This window comes from Bradyrhizobium sp. 153 (genome assembly GCF_023073835.1).
Taxonomy (GTDB): domain Bacteria; phylum Pseudomonadota; class Alphaproteobacteria; order Rhizobiales; family Xanthobacteraceae; genus Bradyrhizobium.
Genome location: NZ_JADPKH010000137.1, coordinates 1 through 9,540 on the forward strand (window position 1 = coordinate 1; position 9,540 = coordinate 9,540).

The 9,540-nt window shown below is 64.5% G+C and carries 7 protein-coding genes; 3 read left to right on the forward strand and 4 right to left on the reverse strand.

The window, feature by feature from the left end:
* The first annotated feature begins 392 nt into the window (after positions 1-392).
* Positions 393-3,191 (forward strand): phosphoenolpyruvate carboxylase, encoded by a 2,799-nt coding sequence (ppc, locus tag IVA91_RS31845; protein WP_247276053.1) that lies wholly within the window; start codon positions 393-395, stop codon positions 3,189-3,191.
* Between the two features lie 93 nt (positions 3,192-3,284).
* Here ppc and IVA91_RS31850 read toward each other — a convergent pair whose 3' ends face one another.
* The 4 genes from IVA91_RS31850 to IVA91_RS31865 all read right to left on the reverse strand — a co-directional run bounded on the left by IVA91_RS31850 (position 3,285) and on the right by IVA91_RS31865 (position 7,145).
* Positions 3,285-4,451, reverse strand: a complete 1,167-nt coding sequence (locus tag IVA91_RS31850) for an SMP-30/gluconolactonase/LRE family protein (protein WP_247276052.1) — start codon at positions 4,449-4,451, stop codon at positions 3,285-3,287.
* A 115-nt stretch (positions 4,452-4,566) separates the two neighbouring features.
* Positions 4,567-5,481, reverse strand: coding sequence for an SDR family oxidoreductase (locus tag IVA91_RS31855; RefSeq protein ID WP_247276051.1), 915 nt, complete (start codon positions 5,479-5,481; stop codon positions 4,567-4,569).
* 107 nt (positions 5,482-5,588) lie between these two features.
* Positions 5,589-6,728 carry a thiolase gene (locus tag IVA91_RS31860; protein ID WP_247276050.1) on the reverse strand — a complete coding sequence of 380 codons (1,140 nt, stop codon included), beginning with the start codon at positions 6,726-6,728 and terminating at the stop codon, positions 5,589-5,591.
* A 3-nt stretch (positions 6,729-6,731) separates the two neighbouring features.
* Entirely contained in the window at positions 6,732-7,145 is a 414-nt protein-coding gene (locus IVA91_RS31865; RefSeq protein ID WP_247276049.1) for a Zn-ribbon domain-containing OB-fold protein, read from the reverse strand.
* 178 nt (positions 7,146-7,323) lie between these two features.
* Here IVA91_RS31865 and IVA91_RS31870 point away from each other — a divergent pair, with 178 nt between their 5' ends.
* Both IVA91_RS31870 and IVA91_RS31875 read left to right on the forward strand, forming a co-directional pair.
* Positions 7,324-8,673 (forward strand): amidase, encoded by a 1,350-nt coding sequence (locus tag IVA91_RS31870; RefSeq protein ID WP_247276048.1) that lies wholly within the window; start codon positions 7,324-7,326, stop codon positions 8,671-8,673.
* Positions 8,666-9,352 carry a DUF2848 domain-containing protein gene (locus tag IVA91_RS31875; protein WP_247276047.1) on the forward strand — a complete coding sequence of 229 codons (687 nt, stop codon included), beginning with the start codon at positions 8,666-8,668 and terminating at the stop codon, positions 9,350-9,352. Before IVA91_RS31870 ends, IVA91_RS31875 begins: the two co-directional genes overlap by 8 nt.
* Positions 9,353-9,540: the final 188 nt, after the last annotated feature.

Here is a 9,540-nt window from a genome sequence, read left to right on the forward strand (position 1 = left end):
TTTGCGAGAACCGCCCGTTTGCACATTCTGGCAGATTTCCCAGACACAAGAGCGCGCCATAAGCCGTAAAACCATTGCGCAGGGAAGGCCGGGATGTCCCGGCGTCACCTGTGGTCACCCCGCGTGCGTTTCTCGCGTGCGGACCCTGGGTGCCAGCCGGCGCCCGGCCTTCCCTGCGCCCTCTCTTCTCGATGAGGGTGAAGACGGATAGCAAACCTCGGGCGCCTGCGCCGCGAGACCGAGAACGTGTGCGCGCCGCTCTGCAAGACCCATCCTGCCACGGTCAGCCATGTTGCCGCGCCGCCACCAAGTTCATCTTGCACTGCGGCAGAAAAATATCGCACACTCGCTCGTGCCGGGCATCCAAGCGAGCTCGAACCGAGGAGCGAGCCATGTCCCTCCAGACCATACCATCCGACGCCACCGAGCATCGCCCCAACCGTCCCGAGGATGTCCAGGCGATGGAAGCGGAGGCGCGCCTGCGGGACGACATCCGCCTGCTCGGGCGCATCCTGGGCGATACCGTGCGCGACCAGGAGGGCGCCGAATTGTTCGAACTGGTCGAGCGCATCCGCCAGACCTCGATCCGATTCCACCGCGACGAGGACCGGCTCGCCCGCCGCGAGCTCGAGCAGATCCTCGATGGCATGTCGATCTCCGAGACCGTGCGGATCGTCCGCGCTTTCAGCTATTTCTCCCATCTCGCCAACATCGCCGAGGACCAGAACAACATCCGGCAGATGCGCGCCCGCACCGCGGGCAAGAACGGCGGCTCCGGCGTGCTGGCGGAAACGCTCGTCCATGCCAAGGCGGCGGGCATCGGCCCCGACGCGCTGCGCAATTTCTTCAAGACCGCACTGGTCAGTCCGGTGCTGACCGCGCACCCGACCGAGGTCCGCCGCAAGAGCACCATGGACCGCGAGATGGAGATCGCAGCCCTGCTCGATCGCCGCGAGCGCGTCGCCCTGACCGCCGAGGAGGCCGCCGCCAGCGACGAGCAGCTCCGCCGCGAGGTGCTGACGCTGTGGCAGACCAACCTTTTGCGGCGGACCAAGCTCACGGTGCTCGACGAGGTCGCCAACGGCCTGGCGTTCTACGACTACACCTTCCTGCGCGAGGTGCCGCGCCTGATCAACGCGCTCGAAGATCGGCTGGAGGAGGGCGGCGAGCAGGCGGCGGGCGAGCTCGCCTCGTTTCTGCGCATGGGCAGCTGGATCGGCGGCGACCGCGACGGCAATCCCTTCGTCACCGCCGACGTCATGCGCGGCACGCTGCGGCTGCAGTCCAGCCGGGTGTTGCAGTTCTATCTCAACGAGCTGCACGTGCTCGGCTCCGAGCTGTCGATCGCCGCGCATCTCGCCGATGTCTCCGAGGAATTGCGCACGCTGGCGGAACGCTCGCCGGATACTTCGCCACACCGAAGCGGCGAGCCTTATCGCCTCGCGGTGTCCGGCATCTATGCGCGCCTTACCGCGACCGCCGAAAAGCTGGAAGTCGAGATCACGCGGCGGCCGGTCGGCAAGGGCAAGCCTTACGAGAGCGTCAGGGAGCTGCAAGCCGATCTCGACGTGCTGCACCGCTCGCTGATCTCGAACAATGCCCGCGTCATCGCCCGCGGCCGGCTGCGGCTGCTCCGGCGCGCGGTGGATTGCTTCGGTTTCCATCTGGCGCGGCTCGACATCCGCCAGAACTCTGCCGTGCATGAGCGCACCATTGCCGAGCTGATGGATGCTGCCAACCCCGGCATGTCCTATCTCGCGCTCGGCGAGGACGCCCGCATTTCGCTGCTCACCAACGAGTTACGCTCGACGCGCGCGCTGGTCTCGCCATTCGTCAAGTACAGCGACGAGACCATGGGCGAGCTCAACGTGTTCCATGCTGCCGCGGAAGCGCATGCGAAGTTCGGTTCGGACGCGATTCCCCAATGCATCATCTCGATGTGCAAGGGCATGTCGGACATGCTCGAGGTCGCGGTGCTGCTCAAGGAGGTCGGCCTCGTCCATCCCTCCGGCCGCAGCGCCATCAATATCGTCCCCCTGTTCGAGACCATCGAGGATTTGCAGGCCTCCTCCGGAATCATGGACCGCATGCTGTCGTTGCACGATTACCGCCGCCTCGTCGACAGCCGCGGCTGCGTGCAGGAGGTCATGCTCGGCTATTCCGACAGCAACAAGGATGGCGGCTTCGTCACCTCGGGCTGGGAGCTCTACAAGGCTGAGATCGGCCTCGTCGACGTGTTCGAGCGCCACGGCGTGCGCCTTCGCCTGTTCCACGGCCGCGGCGGCTCGGTCGGTCGCGGTGGCGGTCCGAGCTATGATGCCATCATCGCGCAGCCCGGCGGTGCCGTGAACGGCCAGATCCGCATCACCGAGCAGGGCGAGATCATCTCGTCGAAATATTCCAACGCCGAGGTCGGCCGCTACAATCTGGAGATCCTCGCCGCAGCGACGCTGGAGGCGAGTCTGCTGAATCCGCGCCAGAGCGCGCCGCGCCGCGAATATCTGACCGCGATGGACGAATTGTCGAACCTTGCCTTCAGGGCTTATCGCGGCCTCGTCTACGAGACCGATGGATTCGTCGACTACTTCTGGTCATCGACCGTGATCAACGAGATCGCGACGCTCAATATCGGCAGCCGCCCGGCCTCGCGCAAGAAGACGCGCGCGATTGAGGACCTTCGTGCCATTCCCTGGGTGTTCTCCTGGGCGCAATGCCGTCTGATGCTGCCGGGCTGGTACGGTTTTGGCAGCGCGGTCGAGCAGTGGATCGCCGAGCATCCCGACAAGGGCATGCCGTTCCTGAAGGAGCTCTACCAGGAATGGCCGTTCTTCCGCATGCTGCTCTCGAACATGGACATGGTGCTGGCGAAAAGCTCGATCGCCATCGCCTCGCGCTATGCCGAGCTCGTGCCGGACGAAGCCCTGCGGGAAAAAATCTTCGGCCGCATCCGCCGCGAATGGCATTCCTGCATCGAAACGCTGCTCGACATCATGGGCCAGGACCGGTTGCTTCAAAGCAATCCGCTGCTGGAGCGCTCGGTGCGCCACCGCTTCCCCTATCTCGATCCGCTCAACCACGTCCAGGTCGAGCTCTTGAAGGAGCATCGCGCGCAGAACCCGGACGAGCAGGTGCTGCGCGGGATCCAGCTCACCATCAACGGCATCTCGGCTGGCTTGAGGAATACGGGTTGACGTCGTCGTTCCGGGGCGATGCGAAGCATCGAACCCGGAACCTCGAGATTCCGGGTTCGGCTCTTCGAGCCGCCCCGGAATGACGGCACTATCTCACGGCTTCATGGCGCCCTGCACGCTGGTGTAGACGGCATAGAGCGATGTCGAGCCGCAAATATACAGCCTGTTTCGCTGCTGGCCGCCGAAGCACAGATTGGCGACTGTTTCCGGAATATGGATCTTGCCGAGCAATTCGCCCGATGGGGTATAGCAGCGCACGCCGTCTTCGTTCGGGTCGCCCCAGCCCACCGAACACCAGACCCGTCCTTCGGTGTCGCAGCGGACGCCGTCGGTGATGCTCGGTTTTGGCATTTCAGCGAAGACCTTGCTGTTCGACACCTTCCCCCCGGTCACGTCGAGATCGAACACGCGGATATGGGACGGGTTGTCCGGCCCATCGGTGAACCCGGTGTCGCAGATATAGAGCTTCTTCTCATCCGGCGAGATAGCGAGCCCGTTGGGCTCCACAAAATCGTCGACGACGACTTTGACCTCTCCGGACTTCGGATCGACCCGGTAGACGTTCTTCTTGTCCTGCTCGGGCTCGGCCTTGATCCCCTCATAGAAGCCGCCGATCCCGTAGGCAGGATCGGTGAACCAGATCGCGCCATCGGCCGTCACCACCGCATCGTTGGGCGAGTTCAACCGCTTGCCGTTGAACTTGTCGGCGATGATGGTGATCGAGCCGTCGAGTTCGGTCCGCGTCACGCGCCGACCGCTATGCTCGCATGTGATCAGGCGTCCCTCGCGATCGATGGTGTTGCCGTTCGAGTTCATGGAGGGCTGACGGTAGACGCTGAGGTGACCGTCATCCTCGGAGAAGCGCATGATGCGGTTGTTCGGAATGTCGCTGAACAACAGGTAGCGCCCCGCGGCGAAATACACCGGACCTTCGGCCCAGCGGAAGCCGGTGGCGACCCGCTCGACGGCCATGGTGCCGGCGAAGGCGGGAAAGCCGGAGGGCCCGAAGGATGGCGGCCCCTTCTTGGCGGATTCCAAGTGGGAGTCCGGATAGCGGCTGCCCGGCAGTGGTCCCAAGGGCAACGGCGCCGTCGATCTCGTCGGCGCGCCTGTCTGGCCCAAGGGCGCGACGGAGGCTGCCAAGGCCGCGTTCATGGTAACGCCCGTCGCCGCGACTGCGGCCGCCGCGCCCTTCAACAGGGTGCGGCGCGCGAGAGAGGGTTCGCTGGATTCGGCAGAAATGGTCAGTGGTTTCGTCATAGTCGCCTCCCATTTTTTTGTTGGGAGGAAAACCATCCGCCTGCAATCGGGCGTAAAGCGGGCGATCCCGGCCGAACAACCGGAGACCGCGATGCAGCAATAGCTTGGAATCCAGCTAGACGGGATCCCAGGTGAAGATGTCGGCCGAGCGGTCCAGCTTGTAGAACGACCCCTTCAGTGCCGGCATGCCGTGTTCCGCGATCGACTGCGGCGTCCAGCCCTCGCTTCGCTGCACCGAGCGGATCGGACGGTTCTGGCTGAACAGGAAGATCTCGTTCATGCGCACGCCAAAGATCTGCCCGGTGACGTCCCTGGCGGAATCGCCCAGCAGATAGCCGCAGAGCGGGGCGATCTTCTCCGGTCCCATCTGCTTGATCTTCTCGACCCGCGCTTTCTCGGCTTCGGTCTCGGTCGGGATGGTGCCGATCATGCGGGTCCAGGCGAACGGCGAGACGCAGTTGGAGCGGACGTTGAAACGGCCCATGTCGAGCGCGATCGACTTGGACAAGCCAACGATGCCGAGCTTGGCGGCGGCATAGTTGGCTTGGCCGAAATTGCCGATCAGGCCGGAGGTCGAGGTGAAATGGACGAAGGAGCCCGACTCCTGCTCGCGGAAGATCCGCGCCGCGGCGTGGGAGACATAGAACGAGCCCATCAAATGCACCTTGATGACCGCTTCGAAGGCCTCCACGCTCATCTTGTGGAAGATCATGTCGCGCAGGATGCCGGCATTGTTGACGACGCCGTCGAGCCGGCCGAAATGATCGGTCGCGGTCTTCACGATCTTGCTCGCGGGAATGGCTTCGGCCACCGACTCGAAATTGGCAACGGCAGTGCCGCCGCGCTTCTTGATTTCCTCGACCACTTCTTCGGCGGGCGCCGTGTTCGAGCCGGCGCCGTCGGCGGCGGCGCCGGGATCGTTGACGACGACCTTAGCGCCTTCCGCGGCGCAAAGCAGCGCGATCTCCCGCCCGATGCCGCGGCCTGCGCCGGTGACGATGATGACCTTGTCTTGCAGTGATTTGCTCATGCGTGTGTTCTCCTGTTGTCTGCGTCATTCCGGGGCGTGCGAAGCACGAACCCGGAATCTCGAGGTTCCGGGTCTGGTCCTTCGGACCATCCCGGAACGACGAGGGCTTACCTCTCGTTCGTAAACACGATCGTGCCACTCGCCGCGAACATGCCGCCGACGCCGTGGCACACCGAGACCTTCGCGTTCGGCACCTGTGCCGGCGCGGTGCCACGCATCTGCCGCACGCTCTCCTGGAGCGCGTACATGCCGTACATGCCCGAATGCATATAGCTCAAACCACCGCCATTGGTGTTGAGCGGCAGCTTAGCCCCAGGCCGCGTGTTGCCGTCCGCAATGAACTTGCCCGTTTCCTCATAGGGCATGAAGCCGAGGTCGCCGAGCCCGAACAGCGGCAGATGTGCAAACGCGTCGTAGATCATGAGATGGTCGACGTCCTTGTGCGCGATGCCGGCCTCCTTGAAGGCGAGGGGCCCTGCGGTCTTGAACGCGCGCGAGGAATTGAACGTCTCCATCTGGCTGACCATCGGTGTTTCCACGCTCTCGCCAGTGCCCATGATGTAGACCGGCTTCCTCGGAAAATCCTTGGCTCGGTCGGCCGAGGTCAGGATCAGCGCGCCGCCGCCGTCGGTGACAAGGCAGCACTGGAGCAGGCGGAACGGATAGGCGATCATGCGCGAGTTGAGCACGTCCGCGACCGTGATCGGCTCCTTCATCATCGCGCGCGGATTTTTGGCCGCCCATTCCCGCTGCACCACCGCGACCGAAGCGAGCTGCTCGTGCGTGATGCCGTAGGTCTTCATGAAGCGCAGCACGGGGATCGGGAACATGCTGGGCGGGCCGTAGACCCCATAGGGCGCCTCGAACTGGCCGTTGAGGCTGTCCGGTGGCGTCGAGCGCGGCAATTTGCCGATCATCGACTTGCCGCTCTCGGCATGGGTGATCAGCACGGTCTTGCACAGACCGGCCTCGATCGCCGCGGCCGCGTGGCGCACGTGCAGCATGAAGGAGCAGCCGCCGACGGAGGTGCCGTCCACCCAGGTCGGCTTGATGCCTAGATAATGGCAGACCTGCTGTGGCGTTTCGACCGCAGTCGCAAAGCCGTCGATGTCGGAGAGCTTCAGCCCGGCATCGGCGATAGCATTGAGCGCCGCGTCGGCGTGGAGCTGGAGCTGCGAGGCGTTGGGGATGACACCGAGCTCGGTGGTCTCGGCCGCGCCCACAACGGCAACCTGGTTCTTGCGCATGGCCTAGCCCTTCGCCGGACGGAAGACGGGAAGGGTGATGTTGTCGTCGAGCTTCTCAAAGGCGACCTCGAGCTTCATGTCGAGCTCGAGCGCTTCGGGCGTCTGCGGACAGTCGATGATGTTGCTCATCATTCGCGGCCCCTCATCGAGCTCGACCACGGCGATGGCGTAAGGCGGCGTGAAGCCGGGCGCAGCGGGACGGTGGTTGATCACGTAGCTGTAGAGAAAACCATTGCCGCTCGCCTTGAACACCGAGACCTTGCGCGAGGCGCAGGACGGACAGAACGGGCGCGGCGGGAAGTAGATATGCGCGCAAGCGTCGCAGCGCTGGAGGCGCAATTCGCCCGCCTTCGTGCCGTCCCAGAAATGCTGGGTCTCTGGCGTCGGTTTCGGTCGCGCGCGCTGCGGTTCGGCCATATCGGCAGCTCCTCCCAAGAGACAGGCTTCGCGCCCGCCTGTTTCGATCTTGATGCGACAATCGACTATAGTGCGTCAACGGTCCAGCAATGCGCATGCATGCCATCATGCGCACAATGCTTGTGTCGACCTCGGCCGGCGCTATAGATTGCGCGCGCCAATATTCCGTGAGACAGACATGCCCGATTTTCCGACACTGGCGAAGCTCGCCGGAGACCTCGAAGGCGGCCGCACGACCTCCCGCAAGCTGGTCGAGGCGTGCATCGCCAGGATCGCCGATCCGGCCGGCGAAGGCCAGCGCGCCTTCATCCATGTTGACAAGGATGCTGCGCTCGCGGCCGCTGACGCGATGGACGGCTTGCGCAAGGCCAAGGCCGCGCCGTCGCGCTATGCCGGCATCCCGATCTCGATCAAGGATCTCTTCGACATCAGGGGCCAGGTGACGCGCGCCGGCTCCCGCGCGCTCGACGATTCCTCACCGGCCGAGCAGGATGCGGTCGCAGTGGCCCGGCTGCGCAAAGCCGGTTTCGTCGTGATCGGGCGCACCAACATGACCGAGTTCGCCTATTCCGGCATCGGCATCAATCCGCACTATGGGACGCCGAAGGGCGCATGGAACCGGGCGGAGGGCCATGTGCCCGGCGGCTCGTCCTCGGGCGCGGCAGTGTCCGTGCTCGATGGCATGGCGCATGGCGCCCTCGGCACCGACACCGGCGGCTCCTGCCGGATTCCGGCCGCCTTCAACGGCATCGTCGGCTACAAGCCGACGCAGCGCCGTGTGCCGCTCGACGGCGCGGTGCCGCTGTCGTTCTCGCTCGATAGCATCGGGCCGCTGGCGCGATCGGTCAGTTGCTGTGCCATACTCGACGCGGTGCTGGCCAACGAGCCGATCGTTCCGCTCAAGCCGCGGCCGATCCAGGGCTTGCGGCTGGCGGTGCCGACCACGATCGCGCTCGACGACCTCGATGCACAGGTCTCCGAGACCTTCGAGCGCGCGCTGAAGGCGCTCGCCGATCACGGCGCCATGGTCGAGCGCATCGAAATGGCTGAATTCCACGACATCGGCCCGATGAACGCCAAAGGCGGCTTTGCAGCTTCCGAAAGCTATGCCTGGCATCGCTATCTCATCACCGCGAAGGGCGACGTCTATGATCCCAGGGTCGCCGTGCGCATCATGCGCGGCGAGGTGCAGAGCGCGGCCGATTACATCGATCTGCTCAACGAGCGGCGCTCGCTGATCGCCCGCGTCAATGCACGGATTGCGCCTTATGACGCCCTGGTGCTGCCGACGACGCCCAACACACCGCCGAAAATCGCCGATCTCGCCGACGACCAGGCATTCGCCCGCGAAAATATCCGCGCCTTGCGTAATTGCAGCCTGATCAACCTGATCGACGGCTGCGCCATCTCGCTGCCTGCGCATCGCGAGGGCCACGTTCCTGTCGGCTTGATGCTGGCGGGGGCGGGCGGGACCGACCGCCGCATCTTCGAACTTGCTGCCGGCATGGAGGCCGTAATCCGTGTTTGACCTGACCTTCACCGTCGACGCCCAGGACACCACAACGCCGCTGACGCTGGCGATCGACCAGGCCTTCATCGCCGGCTGGACCGGCCGCGATCCGGTCGCGCGCGACAAGCACATCGCCGAGCTCGAGGCCGTCGGCATCGCCCGGCCGGCCTCAACGCCGATCTACTATCGCGTCTCGGCGCGGCGGCTGACGATGGAAGACCGCATCGAATGCACCGGCGGCGACTCGTCCGGCGAGGTCGAGTTCGTGCTGCTCGGGTGGCAGGGCCGCATCTTCGTCGGCTGCGGCTCCGATCACACCGACCGCAAGGTCGAGGCCTATAACGTCACAGTGTCCAAGCAGATGTGCGACAAGCCGATCGCGTCGACGCTGTGGGAGCTCGAGGACGTCGTCGGCCATTGGGACAAGATGATCCTGCGCTCCTACGCCACGATCGACGGCGAGCGCATGCTCTATCAGGAGGGCACCCTCGATGCCATGCTCCCGGTCACTGAGCTCATCGCACGCGGCTTTCCGGGCGGGAAGCTGCCCGACGGCTGCGCAATGTTCGGCGGCACCTTCGCCGCTAAGGGCGGCATCCGCCCTGCCGACCGGTTCGAATTCGAGCTGGAAGATCCCGTGCTGAAGCGAACGATCAGGCATGGGTATGACGTGGTGACGCTGCCGGTGAGGGGCTAACTCTCTCCTCACCGTCAGCAAAGCGAAGCAATCCAGAATTGTTCTGCGGTGGCAGTCTGGATTGCTTCGTCGCAAGGGCTCCTCGCAATTGTGCATGTTCACTAATTCGCTGATTGGATCGCTCCAGCGGAGGACGATCCGATGCGCGACAACAGCTATGACCGGACGATTGAGCGCAACTATCTGCA